This is a genomic window from uncultured Shewanella sp. (genome assembly GCF_947497935.1).
Taxonomy (GTDB): Bacteria; Pseudomonadota; Gammaproteobacteria; order Enterobacterales; family Shewanellaceae; genus Shewanella.
Genome location: NZ_CANMIO010000007.1, coordinates 233,163 through 259,437 on the forward strand (window position 1 = coordinate 233,163; position 26,275 = coordinate 259,437).

Below are 26,275 nucleotides of genomic sequence, written 5' to 3' on the forward strand. Positions count from 1 at the left end.
AAGTACCTGAGTGAAGTCAAACTCTCCTTTACAATTATCACTGCCAGTTCATCTACCTGATGATGAAACCTTCAACAGTTATTATCCTGCTACGGGTAATGATGAGCTTATTCAAAGTTTACAAGATTGCGCAGAAGGCAAGTCGAATGGTGCTGTTTTTTTGTGGGGGCCTGAAAAATCAGGACGCACCCACCTTATGCACGCTGCATGTGCTCATGCTAACGATCTCGGTCGAAGTAGTTTCTATATTCCCCTTGGGATCCACGCGAGTATCTCTACTGCCTTATTAGAAGGCTTAGAAAAACTAGATTTAGTCTGTATCGATGATGTCGACGCAATTGCCGGTCATCCTTTGTGGGAAGAGGCGATATTTGACCTTTATAATCGAATTTCAGAGCAGAAAACCTGTTCGCTCGTTGTGAGTGCAAGTGTATCACCGAGTGATAGTGGTTTTTCATTGCCAGATCTCGTCTCTCGTATGCAGTGGGGACTTAATTACCAGCTGCAGCCGATGGCTGATGCAGAAAAGCTTGCCGCATTACAACGCCGAGCAGCTATGAGAGGCTTACAACTACCTGAAGATGTAGGACGTTTTCTACTGAATCGTTTGGCTCGAGATCTGAGAACCCTGTTTGATGTTTTAGATAGGCTAGATAAAGCCTCTATGGTTCACCAACGCAAATTGACGATTCCATTTATTAAAGAAATGCTTCGCCTATAACTAACACTTATTTGCTCTGCAAAACATAAAAGCCCAGATCGACTATCTGGGCTTTTATGTTTCTGTATGTCAGTCAGAGTTAACTATTCTCTTATTCGACTGGTTTTACATGCCTATCTCCACTTAACCGTAACTCTGGAGAAACAGTGACGCTAGGTGATATTGGGTTCAATTGGGATTTGACAGACGGGGACAGTGCAAGATTGTCTGACCAAGACTGTCCCTGTTTCATTGCAATCGGATCAGGCAAACTTCTGACGAGCGTTGCGCCGTTAAGTTCCGGCATAATCTGGTCGATGACAAATGCGGCTCGACTCTCCAATTTAGGGTCGCCAATACGTCCACGTTGTCCCCAGTCCACACTGATGCTGCTGCCCGTTGGGTTTTCTGGCCTATCGGTAACCGCGACATCCCGTTGAATAGAGTATCTGTGACTCATTAACGCTTCTTCAAATAACATTGCTGCGTCTTCTCTCCTCGTGGAGTAGGCGTAATAGTCAGAGGCTCTATCGGGAGAAAAGAAACCACTGATATCGGCTGCAGTGTAGTTTTTCTGTGTTTCGTTAGCCGTCGCACCTTTGAAACTGACCTCTGCTAAGTTAGCCATCTCTTGGCTGTTTAATGGATAGAAAGCCGTAAGTTGATCGGAAACAAGCTGCTTTTGGTCGCTACGGCGCAGGTAATCATCGAGCAGAGTAGGGCCAGATAAGCCTAGGTGTACACTTCTTGGAAAAAAGTCATTGGCGTGAGCCAGTTCATGATAAAGAAGTGAGGCTAAGTCTGGCATCATCTCCTGAGCCGTACGGTTGGTTCGTACACTTCTTGGCACAACATAAGAGGTATAATTGTTATTTTTCACGTAACGCCAAGGCATTAGAAAGTTTAACTCATTACCAAAACCACTGCGGTAATCAGGGGCTTCATTGATGGAGTCGCGCTCTTCAGCAAGTAACCATAGATCATTTGGATCTAAGTAAATTGCGCCTGTCACAACCCAGTAGAATGAGGGTCTTATATCATAGCTAATAACAACGGCAGTGACAGATTGTAAAAGGGTGGCAAAATCGCTATTCGGATCTAAATTTTCAAGTACGTACTCAAAGTTTTCTCCCATCCATTGATGAGAGACTAATACTCTATCTAATATCGCTTGCTTGTCGATGTTAGCTTCTTGGCCAATTAATGGTAAGCGAGATATTGGGCATGCATCTTGGAGTTGATTTGAATATACGCAGGCCTGCAAGTCTTTCTTATAGGGAGAGTCAGCCTTATACGCAAAGGTTTTGGCAACGCTTTCATCAAAATAGCTAGAGGAAATGGCCTGCTCGTTTGTAATTAACAGATGTACATCATCTGTGGTTGGCTGACCATTTATGACTGCCGAGACCCTAAGAATTGAAAGTGTATCTTCATCGACATTCGGTGCGGTGAACAACGGCTTTTCTGGGCCGGTAATGTCTACATTAAGCGCTGGACCGCCAGCGACACACCAGCTGATTTGCGAAGGGCTATTTGTTTCTGGGGTGTCAACTCTAAAGCTAACAGAGTTTCCTTCAGTCACCTGATGATCTACACGGGTCGCAATTTGATCAGCACTACCTGCCTCGATGGTTAGTTCAATCGATTCAGTAAAAGATGTTTGCTCACCATTAACCGTCAATTCAAATTCATAGTTACCAGGACTGTTCGCCGTAAATGCTAAAACTGGGCTTTTGCTACTTTTTAAAATGAGACTTGGGCCACTGAGCTGTTTCCAGTTAAAGCCATGGTCAGTGACATTGTTTCCTTTGAGGGTTGCAATGACTGCAGCAGGCTGGCCCACCTTATAATTAGACTCAGTCAGAAGCACAAGGCCAGAGGGGGTTGTAGTTTGATCTAGCTGGGTTTCAGTGTCACACCGAGCTAAACCATCAGGTATAACAGGAGGAGTTATATCACTTGAGCTGTCTGTCGAGCTGTCACTACTACCACCACATGCAGTGAGCCCAATAGCACCAATTAATATGTAGCTTAAGGAACGCTTCATAGAATTATCCTTTGTTTTTATACTTTTTATAGGCTGGTATAGCAATATAGCACGAGATTTGTTAAGCAAACAAAGGGGAGTTTAATGGTATGTTAAGAATTATTGGGGCAAGGGGGAGTATATAGAACGAAGACGGCATACAGATCGTCTTCGTTCTAGATGATTAACGCTTCTTTTTCTTTAAACCCAGCCCAAGCTCTCGGCCGCGGATCCGAGCATAGAAAGGGAAACCGACTAGTAGACTTGCAATAAGTAATGATTCAACAATCGCAAAGAGTGTGTCAGTTTCAGTTACATAAACCAGGGTAAGGGCATGCAACATGTAAAGACAAAGGATAAAACTGGCCCAAGCATAAGTGTACGGTTTGCCGGTTAAAATACCTTTGAGAGGAAGAAGTAGCGGCACAATCCAAAGAAGGCTAAATAGCATCGAATATTCGCCAGTTGCCCCTTGGCGTATGAACCATGCCCCTAACAACATGACCAATGCCACATAACCTGTGCGGCAAAGCTTAAATAGGGTAGTCGAGTTCATTATTTGACTCACTTATAAAATAGAAAGAACGTTTTCTGGTGGTCGCCCGATTGCAGCTTTATTGTTTGCTAATACAATAGGGCGTTCAATAAGCTTTGGTGTATCAATCATTGCCTGAATTAACTGCGCGTCAGTTAACGTGGGATCACTCAGGCCCAGCTCATTATATTCAACCTCTTTGGTGCGCATCATCTCTCTTGGCGCGAGATTTAATTTGGTTAAAATATCAGTGATATCGGCTATTGAAACTGGCGTCTTCAAATATTCAACGATATGAATAGTACAGTTATTTTCTTCTAACAAGGCCAAGGTTTGGCGGCTTTTAGAACATTTTGGATTGTGATAAATAGTAGCGCTTGTCATATTCGATTTATTGTTATTAAAGGTTGTGACTATGATACGTTATTTTGTGATCATAGTCACAGTGAAACTGCTGTTATTGTAATTGTTCTAGCGCGCGATCTGCTTGCCTAAACTGCCTGATCCGAGCTTCGATTCTCGCTAACTGTAGTGGATCACCTTTAGATTCTCGGTAAGCGAAATTTAATTGATCGATAGCAGTCTTATAATCGGCAATTAGCGCTAGAGATTCAGCCTTAACAAAGTACTCCATCGCCTTGTTACCGTTCTTTTTATAAGCCTCATTTAACAAGAAATAGGGTAACTGGTTTTGCTTATCGAGAAAGATAAGGTCTTCAAGTAGAGGGATGGCTTTGCTTACCTGATCATCTTCTATATAGACGTTGGCAAGATTGGTATTGACCACTTGAGATGTTGGCTTTAGCTGCTTTTGTGTTAATAGCAGTTCAATAGCCTCTTTCTGGGCGCCTCTTTGACTGAGAAGATCGGTTTTAGTATCGATAAAAAATAGGTTATTAGGGCTCTTAGCTAAGAGCTCATCGATAATCTGTTCTGATTCGGCGAATTTCTTTAATCTAAATAGCGCCAAAGCCTTGCCATACTCTGCAGCACTCTTAAATGTATAACGATGATGCTTGAGTTGCTTATCAAAGATAGAAAGTGCAGCTTGCTCACTGTAGCCAGAAAATCTTACTTGAATTCGTGCCTTAGCAAGCTGGAAGTTTAGATTATCGGGTATTTGTCTGTGTGGATATTGCTCGGCACGTATTCGAGCCTCAGAAATACGTGATTCGGGTAATGGATGCGTTAGCAACATTTGTGGCGGTTTAGTCGTGAATCGATATCGGGTCGCCAGTTTACCGAAAAAGTCAGAAGCACCATTGGGATCAAACCCTGCATCAACCATGACTTGCATGCCAATACGATCGGCTTCTTTTTCATGAAGGCGGGTGTAGTTAATCTTCGACTGGGTAGCTAATGCCTGAGTCGTCGCTAATGCCGCCATACCTGCTTGGGGGGAGGCGATGGTTAACAGAATGGCTCCTAACATGCCAGCTATCGTTGCTGGAGAGGTCTTTTGTTGCGCTTCTATAGAACGGGCTAAGTGACGCTGGGTAACGTGGGTAATTTCGTGACCAAGAACAGAGGCTAATTCGCTTTCAGTGTCAGCATTAAGAAATAAACCAGTATGCACACCAACGTGACCGCCAAAGAATGCAAATGCGTTAATTTCATCATTTCTTAATAAGAAAAAGTAAAAAGGGGTTTTTACACCAGTAGCATGAGCAACTAGTTTATTACCTAATTCAGTGAGGTATTGATTTAAAACGGGATCGTTGAGCATAGGTGCTGAGCCACGGATCACCCGCATATAGGCATCACCTACTTCAGTTTCTTTTTCTAAACTGAATGTATTAACAGCAGCAGTACCTAGGTCAGGTAAATCGTTATTGGCATAAGTAACAGCAGAGCTTGTGCATAAAATAAAAGACAGGGCTCCAGCGATAACGGATTTTGAAAAAGTTAATTTACTCAAGCGGATCCTTAAATTGGGCTATGCTTCTGTTATTGTCAAACCATAATGCTTGCTTGTGGTTTGCGTTGCTTATTAGGATAATAGCCTTAGATTGGTTATAGCAAGTTCATTATGATTATTATTGATTTAACACAATATCGTTGTCCGTTGCCGTTAGTTAAAGTCAAACTTGCACTCAAGCAGCTGGCTGTGGGCGAACGCATTCGTGTTGTCTTATCTGACCCCGGCTCTAGGCAAGATGTTCCCCGTTATCTAAAAAAAGCGGGTTTTTGTCATAAAGTGTTTGAAGATAATGACACCATCATGTCGATAACCGTGACTAAGTAAAAGAGACTTTATACAGTTTTACATTGTGTGAGATATTATTTTAACGATGGCTGCAGTAGGTGATTTGGTCATCAAGCTAGGGAGTATGAATGTTATCTGTTTTAAGCCGTTGGTATAAAGAACGTTTTAGTGATCCACAAGCTGTTACCTTAATGCTTATCTTAATGGGCTTAGCCCTCGCAATATACTTTGCTGGTGGCTTATTAGCACCGTTATTGATCGCACTAGTGCTGGCATTCTTATTGGAGTGGCCCGTAGCTCAAATGGCTCGAATAGGGATCAACCGCACCACAGCCGCCTCGTTAGTTCTTGTCCTATTCATCGGTTTAATGCTGTTAATTAGTTTTGGTCTAGTACCGAGTGTTTGGCGTCAGGGAATGAGCTTGATGGCCGATCTACCCAGTATGATCGACAAAGGACTTAACACCGCTCAACTTTATATTAATAAATACCCCCAGTTTGTGAATCCAAGTCAGCTAGATACCATGGTTGCAGAGCTTAAGAAGATGTTAGATACCCAACATCTACTCGATATAGGTAAACAACTCTTAGGGTACTCGGCCTCGTTATTGGTGCTAATGGTTTACGTGATCCTCATTCCCTTATTAGTTTTTTTCTTTTTAAAAGATAAAGATCAATTAATTAAAGGCAGTAAGCGGTTCTTTCCAACCAATCGAGATTTAGCCCGTAAAGTATGGAATGAGATGCATCAACAGATCTTTAATTATATCCGCGGGAAAATTATCGAGATTGTAATCATAGGTGTGGCTAGCTATATCTTCTTTGCTTTAATGGACTTACGTTATGCGGCATTGTTGGGGGTGTTAACTGGGTTTTCAGTGTTAATCCCCTATGTTGGTGCGACACTTGTGACACTGCCTATCGCACTAGTGGCATTTGTTCAGTGGGGCTTTAGTCCAGAATTTGGTTACCTTATGGTGGGTTACGGTATCATCCAAGCATTAGATGGTAATGTGCTAGTGCCTCTCTTATTCTCTGATGCGGTCGATCTGCACCCTGTATTTATTATTGCAGCAGTGTTGATATTTGGCGGTTTATGGGGGGTATGGGGAGTCTTTTTTGCGATTCCGTTAGCCTCATTAGTTAAGGCCGTTATCAATGCTTGGCCTGTACCAAATAATGTTGATGAACCGGCAGTTGAAGTGTCAGGGAAAAAAGCCTTACCCGATGTACAATAGGCTAGATTCAACCAATTAATAAGGGGCTGGTGCCCCTTTTTTGAGTCTTTTTATCCTGCGTTTAAACTCGACTTAAGCGTATAACTGTTCTTTGGCGCTCATCGCTAATGCACGATAAATAATGCTGGTTTGTTTGGCCTTAATGTTCCAGTGTTGCCAATACAGGGGGACCTGCATCCTTTTGTGAGGAAAGATTTCTACTAGCTCACCCGAATCTAACAATGGCTTGGCTTGTAAATGGGCGACTAAGCCGTAGCCTAATCCCATTTTTATTGCTTCAAGAAAACTCTCGGAAGAGGGGATTTTATGCTCCCGCCAACTTTTGTCGTTAATATCAAAGTAAAAACTGAGAAATTTATCATGCAGCTTGTCTTTGGTTGAGAACACTACTGCGGGCGCATGAGTAATGTCATCTAAGGGCACGTCAGAACTAAAATATTGCTCAATAAACTCGGGCGTCGCTACACACTGGTATTCCATATTACCTAGGAACTCACTACTGCAGCCTGACAGCGCAAGTTGTGTGGTTGTGACACAGCCTACAGCTTCACCATTTTTGAGTAGATGGTGGGTATAAGCTTCATCATCGACAATCAGTTCTAGTAACCATTTTTGCTGCTTAAATATCTGGGTTAAGGCTGGTAAAAACCACGTAGCTAGGCTATCTGCATTGACTGCAATCTTAACGATTGTAGGAAGAGAAGGGTCATCAACATCCATTTCAGAGCGTAGCTCGCTTTCAAGTAACTGAACTTGTGCATAATGTCTCAGAAGACGCTTGCCCGTTTCAGTAGGTCTGACAGGGTTCGATCTCACTAATAGCGCCTGACCAACCTTATCTTCTAGTTGCTTAATTCTTTGAGAAACCGCCGATTGGCTGATATATAGATGTTGAGCAGCCTTATCAAACCCGCCTTGAGACACAACAATGGACAGAGCTTTAAGGTGAGCGTAGTCAAACATCTTTGCTCCTAGTCATAAAAATATATCGTGATAAGTTTTACTTATACATTATTAAATTAATTAGTTGTACTTATTTTTGGTAGCGAATTATCCTTGCGCCATCGAAATTAAGCTTGTTTTTGAGGCAACTATGCAAACAGCATTTATTCAAGGTATGGGTATAGGTGGAAGCCTAATTATGGCAGTCGGAGCACAGAATGCATTTGTTTTAAAACAAGGGCTTAAGCGGTCACATTCTCTGCCTATAGCGGCGATTTGCTCCTTTATCGATGCCATTATGATCACCGCAGGGGTGGCTGGGCTAGGTCATCTAATTTTAGCCTTTCCATTGATTAAAGATATCGCAAGCTTGGGCGGAGCACTTTTTCTCATTATTTATGGCTACGGAGCGCTAAAGTCTTCTTTTAGTGAATCGAGAATGGAAAGTGATGAAGCGCTGGCGGCTGATAGTTTAAAGAAAGCGGTGTTAACAACTCTGGCAATTAGTTTGTTAAACCCACATCTTTATTTAGATACCGTGGTGCTGCTCGGTAGCATTAGCGTGCAGTTTGAAGGAACCGAAAAGCAATGGTTTGGTGCTGGTGCTGTATTGGCTTCATTCGTGTGGTTCTTTAGCCTAAGTCTAGGGGCGAAATACTTAAGTCCTGTCTTTAAAAAACCAAAGGCTTGGTGTTACTTAGATAGGTTTATTTGCATCACCATGTGGTCAATCGCTGCTGCGTTAATCTATCCTTATATAGCATAAAAAAAGGAGCCATTTGGCTCCCTTTTTTTGGTTCATGATCAATGACTCTTTAGATGCGCGAGAACCACTTCATGGTGGTCTTTAGTCTTAAATTTATTAAACACGTGAGCGACTTTGCCATCTTGCCCGATTAAGAAGCTCAAGCGATGAATGCCATCGTAGACCTTGCCCATAAATTTCTTTTCACCCCAAACCCCAAACGCATCGGCAATAGCATGGTCTTCATCACTCAATAGTGAGAAGTTAAGCGCTTGCTTGTCGGAAAACTTTGCAAGTTTGGCTACTGGATCTGGGCTTAAGCCTAATACTGTTACAGATAAGTCGTTGAGATCTTCTTTACTGTCTCTAAGACCGCAGGCTTGTACTGTACAGCCCGGGGTCGAGGCTTTTGGGTAGAAGTAAACCAGCACCGGACCGGATTTTAAGGCCTCTGCAAGACTGATGGTTTCATCTCTTTGGTTTTGTAGGGTAAATAGTGGCGCTTGTTCGCCAACGGTTAAGGTTTTCATATTGTTATCCTTAAAAAGTTTAGCTTTCGACACCTTGCATACGCTCAATGGCACACTCTAGTGTTAATTCATCTGCTAATTCATTTAAACCAATTTCTAATTTATCTACGTCAACTTTCTCTGGCACATTGATCGTTAGGCTAATATTTTGTGTCGGTCTACCAGTAGCGTCTTCTTCAGCATGAGATTTCACAGCGGCAAGATCTAACGATCGGTCAGCTAAAAACTGGGTGATCTTTTTCATCGTGCCGCGCTGATCGAGACCACTGAAGTTAACTTCTAAATTGGAGATGTAATTTTGCGGTGTATGTTTTGAAGTGCGCTTCATCACCGTCAATAATTCTAACTCAACGCTTAAGCTGGGTAATGTTGACTCTATCTTAGTGATAGATGGCCATGAGCCCGAAAGCATCATAATCAAGGTAAATTCGTTACCAAAAAGTGCCATGCGACTATCAACGATATCGCAGTCACACTCACTCGCGAGTCGTGCAAATTTACTTACAATACCAGGACGGTCAAGTCCCATTGCAGTAACGACTAGGTGATTGGACATTCAATACCCCATTTTCTTATTAGTTAAACTTTAAAAAAGCGTCAAATAAATAACGGTTTTCTTTGCGGTGGCTAATGCTATCACAAGTTAATCAGTTTGCGACCCTTGTCATTGTGATCTTGTAACATATTTAATATGTTTCAACTTGATGATGAATATGCTTAAGTCTTGCGTCGTAGTGCTTGTTTTTAGTGGATTGCATCAGTACCATAGCCTGTCCTGAACCCTTGGGGAATACACATGATATACGGAAGCATCGTTGCCTTAGTCACACCAATGAATAGTGATGGCACAGTTGATTATAAAAGTCTTGAAAGTTTAGTTGAGTACCATATCGCCCAAGGTACAGATGCCATCGTTGCTGTTGGCACAACTGGTGAATCAGCTACATTACCAGCGAAAGAACATATTGCTGTTGTTGAGCAGACGGTAAAGTTTGCTGCGGGCAGAATTCCAATTATTGGTGGTAATGGCGCCAATGCCACCGCCGAAGCGGTCGAGTTAACTAAAGGCCTATCTAATGTCGGTGTGGCAGCCATGTTAGGTGTTACGCCTTATTATAATAAACCTACGCCAAAAGGGCTTATTGCACACTATACTGCGGTCGCCGCGAGTACTGATGTACCGCAAATCCTTTATAACGTACCAGGCCGAACTGCTGTAGATATGCGTCCTGAAACCGTCGCTCAGCTTGTGGGTATTAAAAACATCATAGGTGTTAAAGAAGCTACGGGTGATCTTTCCCGCGTAAAAGAGTTACGTAACTTATGCGGTGACGACTTCCTTCTTTACAGCGGTGATGATGCGACAGCAAGAGAGTTTCTCTCATTAGGCGGTAATGGCGTTATTTCTGTAGCAAATAATATCGTACCAAAACAGTTTAAAGCCATGTGTGATGCGGCTCTTAGCGGAAATGTCTCAGCGGCACTTACCGCAGAGGAGTCGATCAAAGATTTGTTTAGTGTCTTGTTTTGCGAAGCTAACCCTATCCCAGTAAAATGGGCTGCCCATCGTATGGGACTGATTAGCAATGGAACAATTCGTTTGCCTTTGACTGAACTTTCTACCGAGTTTCATGGTCTGTTGCTAGAAGCGATGAAAAATGCCCGAATAGAGGTTAAATAATAAATGCTAAAGCAAATATCACCACTGATTTTAGTTGCAGCCGTAACTGCATGTAGTACGCCGATTGACAGAAGGCAAGCTAACGATACCGACCAGAACTATCAAGATCTGACTGTTGAGCCACAATTAGTTATTCCTGAAGGCTTAAATACGCCGACATACAGTAAAGAATTCGATATTCCTGCTGTAGGAAGTAAAGCCGATACCAGTTTAGTCGGTAAGAGTTTAGATATTCGCCCACCTCTACAGGTACTGCCGATGGCAGAAGGTACCCGAGTAGAAGAGGGCACCGACAATATTAAAATCGTTGTTGAATCTATTGATAACGACATCGATCTTAAACAAGAACTGTTTGACGTCCTAAAAGATTATTTCGCTAGCAAGTCAATCTCATTGCGTAGTGAAGATTACGAGAAAGGCACACTTGAGACCGATTGGATTGAAAGTGAACAAGTGATTGAATCAAGTTTTTGGGGTAGCGATAAAGTCTATAAACTTAAGCAGCGTTACATATATCATGTCGATGTTCGCCCACATGGTCGCAGTGGTAACTTAACTATCGATCTTATCGAACATGAAGAAAGCTTCGATGGCGATCTGCAAGACATTCTATTAAGTGGCGAAGACAAACGTCGTTATACGATTGATAGATTGAATGACTCTATCAGCTATATCAGCATTGAACGTGCTAAAGCACTTAAGGCTAAACGTCTTAAGCAAAGCTTAGGCATCGATGTCGATCTGATTGCTCAGGCTGAAGAGCAAGCATATTGGTTGGCAGATGCTAAGTTTAAACGCACTTGGGATCGTTTACGCATCGTATTACCAGAGATGGGTTTTGAGATCATCGATATGGACAGTAATAAAGGACTGCTTTATATCAATGTTACCGATGACTCAGGCTTCTGGAGTTCATTATGGAGCGAGAAAGAGTTGCCGATTGAAGCTGGATCTTACCGTCTTGAGCTAAAAGATGGAGCCGATGATAAAACAGAAATCCATCTGTTGAATGCGAAAAACGAACCTCTTTCTAATGAGGTGGTTGGCGCAGTTTATGAAGGCTTCTCTGAGTTAATGCAAGAAGATCGCAAGACGCGTTAATTTATGTCGATATATTGAAAAAGGAGCCTATGGCTCCTTTTTTTTGCGCTGTGAGTAGCACGGCAGAGTGTAGACTTTCAATTCTAAGTCGATTCCTTTCTTAAAAACATTCCACTTCCTTAACAGAGTAATGGCAGTTTTTATCCTATTAAAATCGGCTTAATACGTGAGTGATACTAAGGCTTTGGTTTTAAGTCGATGTAGAGTGCCATTTCACGAGTGTGACTTAAGTGTGTCATTTGTAAGAAAAAGTAAAAGCTATTGAAGCTAAGTTATCTCAAGGTAAACTAAACGCAATTGGATACTGTAGTCTGTCAGGGCACTCATGAAAAAAATAATAATATTCCTAACATTGCTTGGTGCCGTCGGTGCCTATTTCTATTTACAACAAGCACCCAATGAAAAAGTAAAAAGAGCGCGACCGACACCGAATGTGGTGATTACTAAGGCGTCGATGCAAGCTATTCGTGATGAAGTTGAAGCACTCGGAACCAGTAAGGCTAATGAGTCTATTACTGTCACGCCAAAAGTGACTGAAGTGGTTACCCAAGTCAACTTTGATGATGGTGAACTGGTTAAGAAAGGTCGATTACTAGTGCAATTACAGGATCGTGAACAGATTGCACGTGTGACGGTAGCTAAAGTAAAAGTAAAAGATCACCAACGAGAGCTTGAGCGAATTCGTACTCTTGTGACGAGTCAAACAATTGCGGAGCTTGAGCGTGATCGCCTGCAAACACTTATCGATACAGCAAAAGCCGAATTGGCTCAAGCGGAGTCAGCCCTAAAAGATAGGCGGATTATCGCTCCATTTTCAGGCTCATTGGGCCTCCGACAAGTGAGTGTCGGAGCACTGGTTTCTCCGGGCAATACAATCACGACCTTAGATGATATCTCAGTTATCAAACTAGACTTTTCCGTACCGGAGCGCTTCTTACAAGCCTTGGCATTAGGTAAAACAGTCGAAGCGACCGCTGTCGCATTTGATGGTGAAGTATTTAAGGGGAAAGTCGTTTCTATTGATAGCCGCATTAATCCAAAGACACGTACAGTTATCGTCAGGGCCGAGCTCCCTAATCCAAAGCAGAGATTGCTCCCTGGAATGCTTATGAAGGTTAAGTTGATTAAAACCAGCAGAAATGCGCTTATCCTACCTGAATCTGCCATTATTCCGATCCAAGATAGACACTATATCTACTTGGTGAATGAAGAAGGGGTGATAGAGCAAAAACAGGTCTCTTTAGGTTTGCGTAAACGTGGTTGGGTCGAGATTTTAGACGGCGTTTCGTTGAATGAGCAAGTCGTGATCCGAGGTTTATTGAAAGTCCGCCCTGGTGACAAAGTCAAAGTGACCTTAAGTGAGCGCTTTAGTTTTCTTGAGCAAGCGAGCGTGGAGCCTATAGCATGATCTTAACTGATATTTCGGTTAAGCGACCGGTTTTCGCTTCAGTCATCAGTATTCTACTTATCATTTTTGGACTCGTTGCTTTTGAAAAGCTGCCTTTGAGAGAGTACCCCAATATCGATCCGCCAGTGGTTTCGATTCAAACTAATTACCGTGGAGCCAGTGCTGCAGTAGTTGAAAGCCGTATTACTCAGCTAGTAGAAGATAGAATTAGTGGTGTTGAGGGGATTAAACACATCAGTTCATCTAGCAGTGATGGCCGCTCGAATGTAACCCTAGAATTCGATGTCGGCAGAGACATTGAAGCTGCAGCTAATGATGTACGTGACAGAGTTTCGGGCTTACTCAACAACCTACCAGAAGAGGCTGAGCCGCCAGAAGTTCAAAAGGCCAATGGCGGTGATGAAGTGATTATGTGGTTAAATCTGGTATCGGATCAGATGACAACCTTACAATTGACCGATTACGCCAGACGCTACTTGGTTGACCGCTTCTCAGTTATTGATGGGGTGGCAAATATGCGCCTCGGTGGCGGTAAAGTTTATGCTATGCGTGTATGGATAGATAGACAGGCGCTAGCGGCAAGAAATTTAACCGTTGCAGATATTGAAACGGCACTTCGCTCTGAAAACGTCGAGTTACCAGCTGGTAGCGTTGAATCTAAAGAACGTCACTTTACAGTGCGTCTAGAGCGAAGTTTTAAGACTTCCGATGATTTTGCTAATTTGGTCTTGGCCGAGGGGGAAGATGGTTACTTAGTTAAACTTGGCGATGTGGCGAAGGTTGAAATAGGCTCTGAAGAAGAGCGCATAACCTTTAGAGGTAACCGCGAGGCCATGATTGGCTTAGGTGTATCTAAGCAATCGACGGCGAACACATTAGACGTAGCGCGCGCTGCTAATAAGTTGGTTGATCAGATAAACCCAACGCTACCCGCTGGTATGGAGATTAAACGCTCATATGACAGTTCGGTATTTATCGAGGCGTCGGTTAAAGAGGTGTATCAGACCCTGTTTATTGCGATGTTTCTAGTGATCGTGGTTATTTACCTGTTTCTTGGTAGCGTTCGCGCCATGCTAATTCCGGCTCTAACGGTGCCTGTATCCTTAATGGCAACATTTATTGTGCTGTATGCCTTAGGCTATACCATTAATCTACTTACTTTATTGGCGATGATCTTAGCTATCGGTATGGTCGTCGACGATGCGATTGTGGTACTTGAGAATATTCACAGACGAATAGAGGAGGGGGACTCTCCGTTGAAAGCGGCTTATCTCGGTGCGAGAGAAGTGGCATTTGCTGTGGTTGCAACAACCTTGGTATTGGTGGCTGTATTTATGCCTATCACCTTCTTGGAAGGTGATTTAGGTAAGCTCTTTAAAGAGTTTGCCGTTGCCATGAGTGCTGCGGTGATTTTCTCCAGCATAGTGGCATTAACACTCAGCCCAATGATGTGTTCAAAAGTGCTTAAGCCATCTGGGCAGGACTCTTGGTTAGTGCGTAAGATTGATGCGGGAATGGATAAGCTATCAGGGTATTATCGCTTAACATTAGCATCTGCGATGCGCCACCCATTCTTGGTTTCTTCACTCATATTAGTGGCTCTAGTGAGCAGCGCATTTCTTGCTAAAGAGGTACCGCAGGAGTTCGCTCCAAGAGAAGACCGAGGCTCGATGTTTTTGATTGTAAACGGCCCTCAGGGAGCGAGTTTTGAATATATTGAGTCCTATATGGATGAAATCGAAAATCGTTTAATGCCATTAGTTGAGGCGGGGGAAATTAAGCGTCTTTTGATCCGTGCGCCACGAGGCTTCGGCCGCAGTGCAAACTTTTCTAATGGTATGGCAATTATCGTTCTCGAAGATTGGGCGGTGAGACGTAGCGCTTTCGAAATTATAGGCGACATAAGAGGGCGGTTATCAGACTTGGCAGGTGTTCGAGCATTTCCTGTTATGCGACAGGCGTTTGGCCGCGGAGTCGGTAAGCCTGTGCAGTTTGTATTAGGTGGCCCAAGTTACGAAGAGTTAGCTAGATGGCGCGATATTATCATCGAAAAGGCTAAAGAAAACCCTAATCTCGTGGGCTTAGATCATGATTATAATGAGACAAAACCACAACTCAGAGTCGTGATAGATAAAGACAGAGCCGCTGATTTAGGGGTATCTATTTCGCATATCGGCCGCACCTTAGAATCGATGTTAGGTTCACGTCTAGTGACGACATTTATGAGAGATGGTGAAGAGTATGATGTCATTATCGAGGGTAATCGAGATAATCAAAACACTGCTAATGATCTAGAGAACATCTATGTTCGTTCCGATAGAAGTAAAGAGCTCATTCCTTTATCTAACTTAATTTCTATCGAAGAGTTTGCCGACGCAAGTCAGCTAAACCGATACAACCGTATGCGGGCAATTACGATAGAAGCAAACTTAGCCGATGGTTATAGCTTAGGTGAAGCATTAGATTACTTGAATGATTTGACTTATGAATATCTGCCGACAGAAGCGATAGTGAGCTATAAGGGGCAGTCACTGGATTATCAAGACTCAGGTAATTCGATGTACTTTGTATTTATCTTAGCTTTAGGAATTGTATTTTTAGTGCTTGCGGCGCAGTTTGAAAGCTATGTTCATCCGCTGGTGATCATGTTAACAGTGCCATTGGCTACGCTAGGCGCGTTAATAGGCCTGTGGATCACGGATCAAAGCCTTAATATTTACAGCCAGATTGGGATTATCATGTTGGTGGGCTTAGCGGCTAAGAACGGTATTTTGATTGTTGAATTTGCAAACCAGTTAAGAGATAAAGGGATAGAGTTTCAGCAAGCAATTATTCAAGCCTCGAGTCAAAGACTCAGACCTATCTTGATGACGGGAATTACGACCGCAGCAGGAGCCGTACCTTTAGTTCTTTCTGAAGGGGCGGGAGCCGAAACCCGATTTGTTATTGGTGTCGTCGTGCTTTCAGGGATCACCTTAGCCACCTTCTTCACTCTGCTGGTTATTCCAGTCGCATACTCCTTGTTAGCCAGAAATACTGGTTCGCCAGAGGCGATAGCTAAACAGCTTGAGAAGGAGTTATCTTAAGGGATACCAGAGTTTTAGTTAAATTAAAGAGATAAAAAAGGCGCGTTAAGCGCCTTTTTTGTGAGTGATTAGTTGAGGTCTTTAAGACTTGTTAGTCTTATCATCGTGATGCGAGGGATCATGGTTTTGTTTATCGTTACTGGTAGCATCATCACTGCTTTTATCTTTAGCATCCTTTTCAGATTGTTTTTTGCCATGATGATGTTTACCAAATTGCGTCATCTTATATTTTGCACTGTACTTCAATACCGCAAGATTACTGGCGATCACCCCGATCACTAATAAAATCAATAAACCTACTTCAAGATCTGACATCATTTAATCCCAATTAGTCAACGGCAAGTCTAGCTTCACAAATACGGATATCTTCAGGGGTATCCACTTCTGGAGAGTCAAAGGCGCTGATGGCGACTTTGATTTTGTAGCCGTACTCGAGCGCTCGTAACTGTTCTAGCTTTTCAAGATCTTCTAGGCGGCCAAGTGGCAGTTTAGCGAATGTCTGAATAAATTTACGCGTATAGGCGTAAATACCAAGGTGCTTATATACTGGGTAATCACTGTTGTCACGACCAAATGGAATCGTAGCACGAGAGAAATACAGGGCATTAAAATTGTTGTCGAAAACCATTTTTACGTGGTTAGGGTCATTGAGTTGAACTTCGTCTCTGATTTCAACACCTAATGTTGCCATATCAAATTCGCCTGGGTGGCGCTCACAAAGGCTTACCAGTTGCTCAATAGAGATAGGGTCGATCAGCGGCTGATCCCCTTGCAGGTTAATCACAAGATCGTCATCAGCAAGCCCTAATGTTGTAATCGCTTCATCGATACGGTCTGTGCCTGATGCAGCATTTGGACCTGTCATAACAACCTTGCCACCAAAACCTTCTACAGCGTTTTTGATGCGTTCATCATCGGTGGCGACATAGATGTCTTTAAGCCCTTTCGCTAAAGATGCGCGCTCGTAAACGTGTTGGATCATCGGCTTACCATTAATAGGGGCTAATGGCTTGCCTGGAAAGCGACTTGATCCATATCGAGCAGGGATTAATAAGGTTACATTCATTCAATTTACCTACTTAAGAAAATATCATGGGCTTCGAGATGAAGCCCATTTCATGCTTATGCTAGAGTTTAGATCCGACGGAACAATTTAGTGAGCATTTCGTCGGTGACTTTTTCTTCCCAGCCCTCACCATAAACATTATCCCATAGTGGACCCATGCTTTTAGTGACGGCCACCATCTTAGCGATAGTTTCGTCAGGAAGATCCTTACAGATGTTCTTTGGCAGAACGATGTTGTGCTTGTCCATCATCTGACGGAATTCAGCAACACCTTCTGGATAGAACTCTTCAAGTACATCAAATGCTAAGCAATTACCGATCCCATGATGGTAGCCTAATACATAGCCAAGACCATAAGAAACCGCATGACAGGCACCAACTTGGCTATAGGCGATACTCATGCCCCCCATATAGGAAGCCATCATCAGCTTGTCATCTTTTTCTTCATGGTTATCTATGAAGACTTCACGGCACAAAGCCATGGATTTTTCGGCAAATGCTTTAGCAAATTCATTTAAATAGGTGCCCGCGAGTGATTCAACGCAATGAATATAACAATCCATACCTGTGTAGAACCATTGATCTGTTGGAACACCTGCAATCAGTTCAGAATCCATAATGATCTGATCGAATACAGTGTAATCAGAGTTTAAGCCAAGCTTACGCACTGGACCACATAATACCGCAGTACGTGATGCTTCTGCACCTGTACCTGATACTGTTGGGATCCCGATATGATGGATTGCTGGATTTCTAATCAGATCCCAGCCCTGGTACTCTGCACTTCCACCTGGATTAGTCAGCATTAGCGAAACGGCCTTTGCTAAGTCTAAGGTAGAACCGCCACCGAGCCCGACCACACTCACTGGTAATCTGCTATTAAAGTCTTGAACTTGTTCGGTTAGAGCATCAACTTGTTTTGTCGTGGGTTCGTCGTCCACATTGACATAAATGAGTAAGTCATGTGCTTTGGCTGGAACACGATTGCCTAGTGTTTTTGATTGATGTGCGTCATCAACTAAAAATACGACATAGTCATCTTCTGCCTTGCGTTCTTCTGCTAACACTTGATCGAGTTGGGCAAATGAACCGCGACCAAAAATCATTTTTGGTACACATTTGAAATTCTTAAAACTCATTACGACATTCTCCGTTGGGCCATTAATTTAAAATGTGCCATCGTGCCAAATGAAATGGTACGACGGATCCTCGTTTTTACTTAAGCGAATGCACGTTTGATGTTATCGATTCGCTGCTTTATTTCCTCCTCCGTCCATGAAAGTTTGATAAGCATTGAAATTGTACGACTCATAATTGCATCAGATTTAGGGACTGACACCTTAGTATAATCGGGTCTATCTTCTATAAGGGTTATTGGAAGCGAAGAAGAGGACTTAAGTTCTTGAATATGTGTCCAATTTAATAAATAGTGCCAGTTATTGATATACCAGTAGAAGCAACCATCAACACCGTTATCTGCAAGTTTTTTGTTGATTTCGACAGTACGCTGCTCGCTAGGCATAAAGAAGGTTAAGAAGCCTGCTGAGTCACCTTCAATATCAGGGATCTCACGGAAAGAGACTTCAGGGATCTCTGCCATGGCATCTTTAATCAACTTTTTGTTAGTACGCTGGATCTCTATGATTCTGTCTAACTTACGCAGTTGTGCTAGACCCATAGCTGAATTCATTTCAGAAATACGGAAGTTTAGTCCCATGATTGGGTGACCTTCTGCGCCGCGGTCATTACCAATATGGTCATGGCCATGATCTGAGAACATATGGGCATGATTATAGATGGTGTCACAATTGGTGATGACAGCGCCACCTTCACCGCAGGTGATGGTTTTCACTGAGTCGAAAGAGTAACAGCCTACATCGCCTATGGTTCCCAGGGCTTGCCCTCTATAGCTGCCACCAATCGCTTGGCAGGCATCTTCTAGTAGGATTAAGTTGTGTTTACTGCAGATGGCTTTTATTTCATCCATTTTAGCCATAGAGCCACACATATGAACCAGGTTAATCGCTTTTGTTTTTGGAGTTATGGCGGCTTCGATACCTTCTGGTGATAAACATAATGTTTCATCAATTTCAGCAAACACAGGTACCGCGCCGGCCATAAACACGGCTTCAACAGAAGCAACAAATGTGAACGGAGGTACAATAACTTCATCACCTGCGCCGATCCCTGCAGCGGCCATTGCTGTTTGTAATGCTGCCGTACCACTTGAAACTAAGTGGGTATGTTTGGCCCCCATTTTTTCACATAGAAGGGCCTCCATTTCTCGGGTTTTCCAGCGGTCATTTCGCATATGATCAAAGTTATAACGGAAGGTAAATCCATTCTCCATTACATCCGCGACTTCTTGTTTCTCTTCAGGACCAAATAATTCAAAACCAGGCATGGATACTTCCTTAATATTCATTGCGCTAAATTACGCCAAAAATTAAGTATCGATTATAACTATGAAGGGAAGCTAACTGCGAGAGTTCTTACTATTTTTCTCATTTTTATTAAAGATTTTGCAACAAGGTAAGTAAAAAAAAGACTAGTTCAGTACATTGTCTGAGCTAGCCTTTAATAAGTTGTATTGTATTGATAGCGTTTTAGCTATTTTCTGTTTCCGTATCTTTATTTACGGTAACATCTAAATCGGAGAGTAAACCGTTCTCAACACTATAAATCCAACCATGAATGGCAACATCTTGACCACGAGCCCAAGCTTCTTGAACTATGGTGGTACTGGTGACATTGGCCACTTGCTCAATGACATTCAATTCGCATAAGCGGTCAAAACGCTCAGACTCGTCCATATTGTCAAGATCGGCTTTGTGTAAGCGGTAAATATCACGAATATGGCCTAGCCAGTTATCGATAAGGCCGAGTCGTTCTTGCCCCATAGAAGCTTTTATACCACCACAGCCATAGTGGCCAACAACCATTATGTGCTTAACTTTTAACACTTCAACGGCATACTGAAGTACAGATAAGCAGTTTAAATCGGTATGGATAACCATATTAGCAATGTTTCGATGAACGAATACTTCACCTGGCATTAAATCAATGATCTGATTAGAAGGGACTCGGCTATCAGAGCAACCTATCCAGAGATACTCTGGGCTCTGTTGTTTAGCGAGTTGCTCAAAGAATTGAGGATCTTCTTCTAAGATCCGGCCAGCCCAACGGCGATTATTATCAAAAAGCGGTTTTAGTAGTTTCATTCTGCTCTTATATTCGGTCAGTTAAGAAAATCTCAATACAGACTAAGTTTATCATTGAAGCTTAGCTCTGCTGGTCTATTCAGTACTATAGAGAAGTAATCTTAAATGTTTGTTAAAAGTGTTGCTGTCAGGTTGTTTGTGTTTCAAGTGATTTACTTTAAAAGTCAGTTGTATCACAAGTTAGCTGGCAGTACGTTTTGTGCTTAGGCTGACTAGGAGCTGTCAAATTGAGGCTAAGCACAGAGTGAGAGCGAACTTTATTCGCTCTAAAATAGTCCGTTTAAAATAGGATTAATGATGCGCTGTTAAGAATTGACTCAGCTGCTGATTGACAAAATCAGCTTGCTCTAAAGTTGAGATGTGTCCGCAATCTGGGATATGTACATATTGACTACCATCAATAGCATCGTGCATTAAATATCCTTCGAGTACACTACGTGCCTTGTCTTCAACCCCTGTCATGATTAGGCAGGGAAGGGTAAATAGATGGGCATCATCCATGGTATCTCGACGACCGAAAATCATTCTGCCAATTTGATAAAGCGTGTCGATGTTGCCGCCATCAAAATGATTGAGTTTTTGTTTAAAAAGCGCGACTAATTCAGCTTGGGGCTGCTTAGCAAAAAAGAGTGGTGTGATGGCGTCAATGACTTTAGTAGAGATGCTTTGTTCAGCTTTTATTACATCCAACATCGCATAATATTTATCACGAGTGATTTCAGGCTCATAGCCGATAAAACTGCCTAACATAACAAGGTGATTAACTCGAGTAGGTGCCTTAAGTGCAAGTTCTGCGCCCCACATTGCACCGACAGACAAGCCAATTACTGAGAACTTCTCTATGTTAAGCGCGTCCATAAGCTCAAGCATATGAGTGGCTATATCACGTAGATTACGACAATTAGAGGGTAAAAAACCGGAACAACCATGGCCCCAGAGATCTGGAACAATACAGCGAAAACTCTGACTTAAGTGTGCAATTTGAGGTGCCCACATCTCACTATCCCAAAGGTAACTGTGACCCAGTAATAATACGGGACCTTGACCAATATCTAAGTAACTGAGCGTACTGCCTTCAATGGTTAGTTGTTGTCTGTTTGCTGCAAAATTGGTGGTTAAATCTGTTATGTTCACAGTGTTATCTCTAAATATGTGTGAAGAAATCTGGTTTTAGAGCGGCAGTTATGGCGCTGGTATTGGAGCGACACGAAAAACATATTCGCTAGCAAGGGCGTCGATACGTTCTAGTATGGCGTCTTTATGTAAAATGGCTGAATTCGTTATAACGGCTTTAATCGATTCGATATCGTAATTATTTATATAGTCTTTAGAAATTGGAAAGTAACTCAAATGCCAAGGTTCAGGACTAACACCGCTCAATGCCTCTTGATAGGGACGATAAAACCCGTATCGCTGAGCATGAGAGTCTAACCACTGGCTTAATTGGAAACAAGGGCCATTGATTTGATATTCTTGGGAAATTAGGCGTAACTCTTGACGATTTATCTGGTTCGCATCAAAAATATCGATGTCTGTCCCCCAATGGTGGCGAGACATTCCGGGGACGGCAGACCAAGTAAGGATTAAGTCAATCAATTGATTTGAAGCTAGCGCTTCTATCGATACCGGCTCAGAGTCCTTGTTTAACAGCACCCTTTTACCGCTTGCTTTAGCATTCCAGATAGACTGCTGCTTATCGAAGTCTCTATAAGCAGAGCAGACCTGAATATTTATGCCATCAAGCAAAGCTGCTTGCTGCATCTTTAGCAATGCAGCGGCAGTGTTGGACTCTACAAGATGACCCTGACACTCGACTAAGCCTTGATGTCCGAGCCCATAAAGATGGCGTTGTGTTACTTGCAAAGCAGATTTTCCAAGATGGCTTCATAACAGTCGGTGAGTAGTTCAAGGTCAGAGACCTTAACACACTCGTTAACTTTATGAATCGTCGCATTTACTGGCCCCAGCTCAATTACTTGTGCCCCAGTCGGTGCGATAAATCGACCATCAGAGGTACCACCTGAGGTTTGTGGATCTGTGTCTGATCCTGTTACCTTCTTAATGGCAGCTTTTGTGGCTTCCAATAATGGACCTTCTCCTGTTAAGAAAGGTAACCCATTATAAACCCAGCTAATATCGTAATCTAAGCCATGAGCATCGAGAATATTTAACACCCTCTCAATCAATATCTCAGCCGTGACTTCGGTAGAGTAACGGAAGTTAAACATCACATCCAATGCTCCAGGGATCACGTTTGATGCACCCGTGCCGCCATTTATGTTGGCTATCTGAAAACTGGTGGGCGGAAAGAATTCATTGCCGTTATCCCACTTCATTCGTGCCAGCTCATCTAACGCGGGAGCGGCCTTATGAATAGGGTTGTCAGCAAGGTGAGGGTAGGCGACATGCCCTTGGATCCCTTTAACCGTCAAGTTGCCGGTGAGACTGCCTCGGCGGCCATTTTTTACAATATCACCCAGTTTATGGGTCGACGAGGGCTCGCCAACTAATGACCAAGTGATTTTTTCATTACGAGCTTCGAGAGTATCGATAACGCGAGTGGTACCATTAATGAAAGGCCCCTCTTCGTCACTGGTAATAAGAAATGCTATAGAACCTTGATGGTCAGGGTGTTTCTTAACGAAACGTTCAGTGGCAACAAGCATTGCAGCTAAAGAGCCTTTCATATCGGCCGCACCGCGGCCATGAAGATAATCATCAATCACTACGGGCTCAAATGGCGGTGTGTGCCAGCGATTAACATCCCCTACAGGGACTACATCGGTATGACCGGCAAAACAAAAGACTGGAGACTGACTGCCTCTTCGAGCCCACATATTGGTGGTATCATCAAATACCATAGACTCGACCTCGAAGCCTGCTCGACTCAATCGCTCCGCCATAAGTGGTTGACATCCTTCATCTAATGGGGTCACCGAAGGACGAGAAATGAGATCTTTAGCTAAGCTAAGTACCGCTGATTCTTCGTGTTGGCTCATAGGTTAAACCACACGCGATAGTCAGCCTCTTTGAATCCAACTTGGACTTGACCATTTGACACCAAAACAGGGCGCTTAATCAAGGTCGGATACAACGCCATAAGTGCGATAGCCTTGTTCTGGTTGAGATCGCTTTTTTCAGTATCGGTTAGGTTTCTAAAGCTAGTGCTACGCTTATTAAATAAGGCTTCCCAACCAACGATTGCAACCCATTGTTCAATCTGCTCTGCACTCAGTCCATCTTCACGAAAATCATGAAAAGTGACTTCCAGTTGATTGGCTTCAAGCCATTTACGTGCCTTACGAACCGTATCGCAATTCTTTATTCCAAAGAGTGTCAAAGGGTACTCCAATCTATTTTTATAAGTTGCACGCATTGTGTCATTGCTTTTAAGTCGGCTCAAGAGCGAACTGGCCCCACAAGCTGTTTGTTGAATGTAATTCAATGGCTTTTACTGTTATGGGTTTTATTTTGTCAAAATAAAGTGACTAAGCTGAGGTGGATAGGTTACAGCATGACCGAGAAGATAACGTCTTTCCCTGCTTCTACGTTACCTTGCTTCTTGTCTAAACCTTGTATGTCTTCCATATTAGCAATAAGCACAGGGGTTAACAGGCTATCGGCGTGCTCAGTTAAATAATCGAGTTCAAACTCTAAAATTGGGTCGCCAACCTTCACTTCTTGGCCTTCTTCGGCATGGCGTTTAAAGCCATTACCTCTGAGTTCAACTGTACCAATACCAAAGTGGACAAATATTTCAAGACCTTGATTGGACTCGATGCTAAACGCATGATTTGTTTCGAATATTTTTCCTATCGTACCATCAATTGGAGCTAGGATGAGTCGACCTTTAGGCGCGATAGCTAAACCGTCGCCGACAATTTTTTCTGAAAATACGGCGTCAGGTACTTTTTCAACGGCAACAATTTTGCCTGAAACGGGGGCATAGACATTCACTACGCCAGCGATATCTGTTTGTCCTGAAATTAGGCGTCTAATGCGGCTTAAAAATCCCATCTATTATATGCCTCTTAAGTATGTTGGTTTAATTTTGATAAAGGCTATTGCCATTATAACGATATTAGCCGAGACCGTTAATGTAAATGTTTAATTCTTCGACTCTTTTTATTTTAATTGCATGTTTAGCTAGGGCTAAACATGTTTGGTAACTTATATCACGTAATGCAGATTTTACCTCTAATAATGAACTTAAATTAACACTTAGCTCATCGATCCCCATGCCAACGAGTAAAGGGGCAACTTTGGGATCGCTGGCCAACTCACCACAAAGTGAAACCGTAACTTGGTTTTGTTGAGCAAGGTCTATCGTTTTTTTAATGAGCTGCAATACTGCTGGCGAAAGTGATGGGTACTCTCTAGTGAGCGATGGATTTGTACGATCTGCTGCCATAGTGTATTGAGTAAGATCATTGGTGCCTATACTGATAAAATCCAGTAACGGCAGCATGGATTCAAGGTTTAGCACTGCTGCTGGTGTCTCAACGACGATACCATACCTTAACTGACCAAAACCCTTTTCTTCCTCAATAAGCTCAAGCTTACAGGTTTCTATAAAACCAAATAATGCCTCTAGCTCTTCGACTTGATTGATCATGGGAAACATCAGGCGAACAGGGCCTTGATTGGCTGCTCGTAAAATGGCTTTTACTTGGGTGATGAAAATTCGCGGATTGGCTAAACTGTAACGAATACCTCTCATTCCTAATGCGGGATTGTCTTCTACTAGTGGTGTTAAGCAGGGTAATTCTTTATCCGCGCCGACATCTAAGGTTCTAATGGTAAAGGTACGTCCTGCCATTAAATGTAATGCATCACAATAGAAGTGATACTGAATTTTCTCGTCGGGTAGGCTACTGGTATTCATTAGCATAAATTCAGTACGAAATAGACCAATTCCTTCAGCCCCTACATCGGCTAAATGGCTAATTTCATTTAGGCTTCCAACGTTCGCTAACAGGGATAACTTATGGCCATCTAAGGTCTCTGTAGGCAGATCTTTGAGGGTCAATAGTTGTTGTTTTCGGTCAATATCTTGTTGTTGAAGCCATAAAAGTTGCTCTAGACGCTCGGAGCTTGGTTGAATGATAAGCTCGCCATCGATAGCATTAAGAACAACCTGAGTGCCATTTTTGATATCTTCCCCTTCATATTGGCAACTAAGTAACGCAGGGAGTCCAGCACTTCGGGCTAGAATGGCAGTATGACTAGTGATGCCACCAGTATTGAGGACTAGGCCATTAATATGTTTAAGGGGCAGCATGGCAAATTCTGCCGGCGTTAAGTCATGAGCGAAGATAATGGTATCTTGATTAAGCTGATTTAAATCGAGATGTTGGGCGCCATGTAACCGCGCGATTAGGCGGCTACTTAAACACAATATATCTTCCGCACGATTGGCTAAGTATGGATCATCCAACTGCTCTAACTCTGATGCTTGATAAGTAAAGATCCGTTCAATGGCCACCTCAGCTCTAATCTGTAACCTTGAGATCGTATCTTCTATTTGAGCTAACAATTCTTCATCATCAAGTATGAGAATGTCTGCTTCAATGAGTTCAAAATGGCTTGTATCGGGATCTAATTTGGCAAGACTTTGAGTTAAATGTTGCTTTTGAAGCTTGAAAGCGGATTTGAGCCTTTGAATTTCAATGGGGACTTGGGCTAGCGGAATGACACGATAATCGATTTTCTGGTGCTGTAAGTTAAGGTGTAGAGCTTGACCAAAGGCGATACCCGACGAAACAACGATTCCCGTAATCGACATAACAA

26 protein-coding genes are annotated in these 26,275 nt (G+C 42.8%); 8 read left to right on the forward strand and 18 right to left on the reverse strand.

The window, feature by feature from the left end:
- The first annotated feature begins 10 nt into the window (after positions 1-10).
- Complete coding sequence (hda, locus tag Q1A86_RS10805) at positions 11-721, forward strand: DnaA inactivator Hda (protein ID WP_299806354.1); 711 nt, start codon at positions 11-13, stop codon at positions 719-721.
- A 91-nt stretch (positions 722-812) separates the two neighbouring features.
- On the opposite strand, the gene Q1A86_RS10810 is transcribed toward hda, so the two are convergent.
- The 4 genes from Q1A86_RS10810 to Q1A86_RS10825 form a co-directional block, all read right to left on the reverse strand.
- Positions 813-2,747: a hypothetical protein gene (locus Q1A86_RS10810; RefSeq protein ID WP_299806356.1), complete on the reverse strand. Its 1,935-nt coding sequence runs from the start codon at positions 2,745-2,747 to the stop codon at positions 813-815.
- 163 nt (positions 2,748-2,910) lie between these two features.
- Positions 2,911-3,282, reverse strand: a complete 372-nt coding sequence (locus Q1A86_RS10815; RefSeq protein WP_299806358.1) for a DUF2069 domain-containing protein — start codon at positions 3,280-3,282, stop codon at positions 2,911-2,913.
- A gap of 12 nt (positions 3,283-3,294) precedes the next feature.
- Positions 3,295-3,645 (reverse strand): arsenate reductase (glutaredoxin), encoded by a 351-nt coding sequence (arsC, locus tag Q1A86_RS10820; protein WP_299806360.1) that lies wholly within the window; start codon positions 3,643-3,645, stop codon positions 3,295-3,297.
- 73 nt (positions 3,646-3,718) lie between these two features.
- Positions 3,719-5,179, reverse strand: a complete 1,461-nt coding sequence (locus Q1A86_RS10825; RefSeq protein WP_299806362.1) for a M48 family metalloprotease — start codon at positions 5,177-5,179, stop codon at positions 3,719-3,721.
- A 111-nt stretch (positions 5,180-5,290) separates the two neighbouring features.
- Between Q1A86_RS10825 and Q1A86_RS10830 the strand changes: the two genes are divergently transcribed.
- Entirely contained in the window at positions 5,291-5,506 is a 216-nt protein-coding gene (locus Q1A86_RS10830) for a sulfurtransferase TusA family protein (protein WP_299806364.1), read from the forward strand.
- Between the two features lie 89 nt (positions 5,507-5,595).
- Positions 5,596-6,705 (forward strand): AI-2E family transporter, encoded by a 1,110-nt coding sequence (locus Q1A86_RS10835; RefSeq protein WP_299806366.1) that lies wholly within the window; start codon positions 5,596-5,598, stop codon positions 6,703-6,705.
- A gap of 72 nt (positions 6,706-6,777) precedes the next feature.
- Here the strand turns inward: Q1A86_RS10835 and Q1A86_RS10840 are convergent, their stop codons facing one another.
- Positions 6,778-7,668, reverse strand: a complete 891-nt coding sequence (locus Q1A86_RS10840) for a LysR family transcriptional regulator ArgP (protein WP_299806369.1) — start codon at positions 7,666-7,668, stop codon at positions 6,778-6,780.
- Between the two features lie 130 nt (positions 7,669-7,798).
- On the opposite strand from Q1A86_RS10840, the gene Q1A86_RS10845 reads away from it, so the two are divergent.
- Positions 7,799-8,413 (forward strand): LysE/ArgO family amino acid transporter, encoded by a 615-nt coding sequence (locus Q1A86_RS10845; RefSeq protein WP_299806371.1) that lies wholly within the window; start codon positions 7,799-7,801, stop codon positions 8,411-8,413.
- Positions 8,414-8,451: 38 nt separating this feature from the next.
- On the opposite strand, the gene bcp is transcribed toward Q1A86_RS10845, so the two are convergent.
- Complete coding sequence (gene bcp / locus Q1A86_RS10850; RefSeq protein WP_299806373.1) at positions 8,452-8,922, reverse strand: thioredoxin-dependent thiol peroxidase; 471 nt, start codon at positions 8,920-8,922, stop codon at positions 8,452-8,454.
- 19 nt (positions 8,923-8,941) lie between these two features.
- Positions 8,942-9,478 (reverse strand): ACT domain-containing protein, encoded by a 537-nt coding sequence (locus Q1A86_RS10855; protein WP_299806375.1) that lies wholly within the window; start codon positions 9,476-9,478, stop codon positions 8,942-8,944.
- Between the two features lie 240 nt (positions 9,479-9,718).
- Here Q1A86_RS10855 and dapA point away from each other — a divergent pair, with 240 nt between their 5' ends.
- The 4 genes from dapA to Q1A86_RS10875 all read left to right on the forward strand — a co-directional run bounded on the left by dapA (position 9,719) and on the right by Q1A86_RS10875 (position 16,198).
- The gene (gene dapA / locus Q1A86_RS10860) at positions 9,719-10,603 is read left to right on the forward strand and encodes a 4-hydroxy-tetrahydrodipicolinate synthase (RefSeq protein WP_299806377.1); all 885 of its coding nucleotides are present in this window, start codon (positions 9,719-9,721) and stop codon (positions 10,601-10,603) included.
- Positions 10,604-10,606: 3 nt separating this feature from the next.
- Complete coding sequence (gene bamC / locus Q1A86_RS10865; protein WP_299806379.1) at positions 10,607-11,704, forward strand: outer membrane protein assembly factor BamC; 1,098 nt, start codon at positions 10,607-10,609, stop codon at positions 11,702-11,704.
- Between the two features lie 325 nt (positions 11,705-12,029).
- Complete coding sequence (locus Q1A86_RS10870) at positions 12,030-13,112, forward strand: efflux RND transporter periplasmic adaptor subunit (protein ID WP_299806381.1); 1,083 nt, start codon at positions 12,030-12,032, stop codon at positions 13,110-13,112.
- Positions 13,109-16,198, forward strand: a complete 3,090-nt coding sequence (locus tag Q1A86_RS10875; RefSeq protein ID WP_299806383.1) for an efflux RND transporter permease subunit — start codon at positions 13,109-13,111, stop codon at positions 16,196-16,198. Before Q1A86_RS10870 ends, Q1A86_RS10875 begins: the two co-directional genes overlap by 4 nt.
- Positions 16,199-16,279: 81 nt before the next feature.
- Here the strand turns inward: Q1A86_RS10875 and Q1A86_RS10880 are convergent, their stop codons facing one another.
- The 11 genes from Q1A86_RS10880 to ptsP form a co-directional block, all read right to left on the reverse strand.
- On the reverse strand, positions 16,280-16,513 hold the full coding sequence (locus tag Q1A86_RS10880; RefSeq protein ID WP_299806385.1) for a DUF2897 family protein: 234 nt from the start codon (positions 16,511-16,513) through the stop codon (positions 16,280-16,282).
- Between the two features lie 13 nt (positions 16,514-16,526).
- The gene (gene kdsB / locus Q1A86_RS10885) at positions 16,527-17,264 is read right to left on the reverse strand and encodes a 3-deoxy-manno-octulosonate cytidylyltransferase (RefSeq protein WP_299806387.1); all 738 of its coding nucleotides are present in this window, start codon (positions 17,262-17,264) and stop codon (positions 16,527-16,529) included.
- 68 nt (positions 17,265-17,332) lie between these two features.
- A complete protein-coding gene (kdnB, locus tag Q1A86_RS10890) occupies positions 17,333-18,403 on the reverse strand; it encodes a 3-deoxy-alpha-D-manno-octulosonate 8-oxidase KdnB (protein WP_299806389.1) in 1,071 nt (356 codons plus the stop codon).
- 80 nt (positions 18,404-18,483) lie between these two features.
- Positions 18,484-19,668, reverse strand: a complete 1,185-nt coding sequence (gene kdnA, locus Q1A86_RS10895; protein WP_299806391.1) for an 8-amino-3,8-dideoxy-alpha-D-manno-octulosonate transaminase KdnA — start codon at positions 19,666-19,668, stop codon at positions 18,484-18,486.
- 202 nt (positions 19,669-19,870) lie between these two features.
- The gene (can, locus tag Q1A86_RS10900; RefSeq protein ID WP_299806393.1) at positions 19,871-20,485 is read right to left on the reverse strand and encodes a carbonate dehydratase; all 615 of its coding nucleotides are present in this window, start codon (positions 20,483-20,485) and stop codon (positions 19,871-19,873) included.
- A 291-nt stretch (positions 20,486-20,776) separates the two neighbouring features.
- Positions 20,777-21,619: an alpha/beta fold hydrolase gene (locus Q1A86_RS10905; protein WP_299806395.1), complete on the reverse strand. Its 843-nt coding sequence runs from the start codon at positions 21,617-21,619 to the stop codon at positions 20,777-20,779.
- A gap of 48 nt (positions 21,620-21,667) precedes the next feature.
- A complete protein-coding gene (locus Q1A86_RS10910) occupies positions 21,668-22,348 on the reverse strand; it encodes a M15 family metallopeptidase (protein WP_299806397.1) in 681 nt (226 codons plus the stop codon).
- Positions 22,339-23,484 carry a succinyl-diaminopimelate desuccinylase gene (gene dapE, locus Q1A86_RS10915; protein WP_299806399.1) on the reverse strand — a complete coding sequence of 382 codons (1,146 nt, stop codon included), beginning with the start codon at positions 23,482-23,484 and terminating at the stop codon, positions 22,339-22,341. Before dapE ends, Q1A86_RS10910 begins: the two co-directional genes overlap by 10 nt.
- On the reverse strand, positions 23,481-23,825 hold the full coding sequence (locus Q1A86_RS10920) for an ArsC family reductase (RefSeq protein WP_299806401.1): 345 nt from the start codon (positions 23,823-23,825) through the stop codon (positions 23,481-23,483). Before Q1A86_RS10920 ends, dapE begins: the two co-directional genes overlap by 4 nt.
- A 167-nt stretch (positions 23,826-23,992) precedes the next feature.
- Positions 23,993-24,502 (reverse strand): PTS glucose transporter subunit IIA, encoded by a 510-nt coding sequence (gene crr, locus Q1A86_RS10925; protein WP_299806403.1) that lies wholly within the window; start codon positions 24,500-24,502, stop codon positions 23,993-23,995.
- Positions 24,503-24,566: 64 nt separating this feature from the next.
- Positions 24,567-26,270 carry a phosphoenolpyruvate--protein phosphotransferase gene (gene ptsP / locus Q1A86_RS10930; RefSeq protein ID WP_299806405.1) on the reverse strand — a complete coding sequence of 568 codons (1,704 nt, stop codon included), beginning with the start codon at positions 26,268-26,270 and terminating at the stop codon, positions 24,567-24,569.
- Positions 26,271-26,275 lie beyond the last annotated feature (5 nt).

Bases quoted from the DNA above. Each gene is read 5' to 3' on its own strand.
- Q1A86_RS10810 (WP_299806356.1), bottom strand. From the start codon at position 2,747: ATGAAGCGTTCCTTAAGCTACATATTAATTGGTGCTATTGGGCTCACT.
- Q1A86_RS10815 (WP_299806358.1), bottom strand. From the start codon at position 3,282: ATGAACTCGACTACCCTATTTAAGCTTTGCCGCACAGGTTATGTGGCA.
- arsC (WP_299806360.1), bottom strand. From the start codon at position 3,645: ATGACAAGCGCTACTATTTATCACAATCCAAAATGTTCTAAAAGCCGC.
- Q1A86_RS10830 (WP_299806364.1), top strand. From the start codon at position 5,291: ATGATTATTATTGATTTAACACAATATCGTTGTCCGTTGCCGTTAGTT.
- Q1A86_RS10835 (WP_299806366.1), top strand. From the start codon at position 5,596: ATGTTATCTGTTTTAAGCCGTTGGTATAAAGAACGTTTTAGTGATCCA.
- Q1A86_RS10840 (WP_299806369.1), bottom strand. From the start codon at position 7,668: ATGTTTGACTACGCTCACCTTAAAGCTCTGTCCATTGTTGTGTCTCAA.
- Q1A86_RS10845 (WP_299806371.1), top strand. From the start codon at position 7,799: ATGCAAACAGCATTTATTCAAGGTATGGGTATAGGTGGAAGCCTAATT.
- bcp (WP_299806373.1), bottom strand. From the start codon at position 8,922: ATGAAAACCTTAACCGTTGGCGAACAAGCGCCACTATTTACCCTACAA.
- Q1A86_RS10855 (WP_299806375.1), bottom strand. From the start codon at position 9,478: ATGTCCAATCACCTAGTCGTTACTGCAATGGGACTTGACCGTCCTGGT.
- dapA (WP_299806377.1), top strand. From the start codon at position 9,719: ATGATATACGGAAGCATCGTTGCCTTAGTCACACCAATGAATAGTGAT.
- bamC (WP_299806379.1), top strand. From the start codon at position 10,607: ATGCTAAAGCAAATATCACCACTGATTTTAGTTGCAGCCGTAACTGCA.
- Q1A86_RS10870 (WP_299806381.1), top strand. From the start codon at position 12,030: ATGAAAAAAATAATAATATTCCTAACATTGCTTGGTGCCGTCGGTGCC.
- Q1A86_RS10875 (WP_299806383.1), top strand. From the start codon at position 13,109: ATGATCTTAACTGATATTTCGGTTAAGCGACCGGTTTTCGCTTCAGTC.
- Q1A86_RS10880 (WP_299806385.1), bottom strand. From the start codon at position 16,513: ATGTCAGATCTTGAAGTAGGTTTATTGATTTTATTAGTGATCGGGGTG.
- kdsB (WP_299806387.1), bottom strand. From the start codon at position 17,264: ATGAATGTAACCTTATTAATCCCTGCTCGATATGGATCAAGTCGCTTT.
- kdnB (WP_299806389.1), bottom strand. From the start codon at position 18,403: ATGAGTTTTAAGAATTTCAAATGTGTACCAAAAATGATTTTTGGTCGC.
- kdnA (WP_299806391.1), bottom strand. From the start codon at position 19,668: ATGCCTGGTTTTGAATTATTTGGTCCTGAAGAGAAACAAGAAGTCGCG.
- can (WP_299806393.1), bottom strand. From the start codon at position 20,485: ATGAAACTACTAAAACCGCTTTTTGATAATAATCGCCGTTGGGCTGGC.
- dapE (WP_299806399.1), bottom strand. From the start codon at position 23,484: ATGAGCCAACACGAAGAATCAGCGGTACTTAGCTTAGCTAAAGATCTC.
- crr (WP_299806403.1), bottom strand. From the start codon at position 24,502: ATGGGATTTTTAAGCCGCATTAGACGCCTAATTTCAGGACAAACAGAT.
- ptsP (WP_299806405.1), bottom strand. From the start codon at position 26,270: ATGTCGATTACGGGAATCGTTGTTTCGTCGGGTATCGCCTTTGGTCAA.